Annotated in this window: 1 protein-coding gene; it reads right to left on the bottom strand. The window is 75.3% G+C overall.

What is annotated here, in order from left to right:
- Positions 1-888 (bottom strand): condensation domain-containing protein (locus GT042_RS25735; protein WP_237531172.1); only part of this gene is annotated, 888 nt, incomplete at both ends.

Below are 888 nucleotides of genomic sequence, written 5' to 3'. Positions count from 1 at the left end.
CGCAGGTCGCCGCTGACCAGGGCCGTGGCGTCGGGTCGTACGGCCGCGATGTCGGCGATCAGGTCGGGCACCAGGCGGTCCGGGGGCGCGGCCTCCGCGACGCGGTCGGCGACGCCGAGGGTACGGCGGCGCTCGTCGGCCGGCACCAGGTCGACGGAGGACAGCGGGGCGGCCGGGTCGGCGAGGAGGCCGTCCAGCAGGGTCCGGAAGTTGACCGTCCAGCGGCGTACCGTCTCGGCGTCGAAGAGGTCGCCGCGGTAGATGAACTGGGCGGCCAGGTCGGCGCCCCACCGCTCCACGAAGAGGAGGAAGTCGAACTTGGCGGTGTCCAGGGTGAGGGCGAGCCGCTCGGTGTCGGCGCCGGACAGGCGCAGCGCGACCTGCGCCTCGTCGTCGTAGGTGAGCGCCACCTGTACGACGGGGTCGTGGCTGGTCTCGCGGACGGGGGCGAGGGCGTCGACCACCGCCTCGAACGGCGCGTCCTGGTGGGGTCTGGCCGCCAGCAGAGCGGCCCGGATGCGGCCGGTGAGCCCGTCGAGGGACGGGTCGCCCGACACGTCGACGCGCAGCGCCAGCGTGTTGGTCAGCATGCCGATCATGCCGCCCAGTTCGGGCCGGTCGCGGCCCGACACGGGGAAGCCCACGACGAGGTCGTCACGGCCCGAGATCCGGGCGAGGAACGCGGTGTACACCGCGAACATCGTCATGAACGGGGTGGCGCCCTGGCCCGCGGCGACCTCCGCGAGGCGTTCCCTGACCCCGGCGTCGAGCAGGAAGCGCTCGACCCCGCCGGCGGAGGTGCGGACCGGCGGGCGCGGCCGGTCCAGCGGCAGTTCCACGACGGCGGGCGCGCCGCGCAGGCGCTCCGCCCAGTGCGCCACCGCGTCC

It is taken from the genome of Streptomyces sp. SID3212 (assembly GCF_009865405.1).
In the GTDB taxonomy this organism is placed as follows: Bacteria; Actinomycetota; Actinomycetes; order Streptomycetales; family Streptomycetaceae; genus Streptomyces.
Note: the sequence above shows the minus strand (reverse complement) of the source record. Positions and strands in the feature narration are given on the sequence as shown.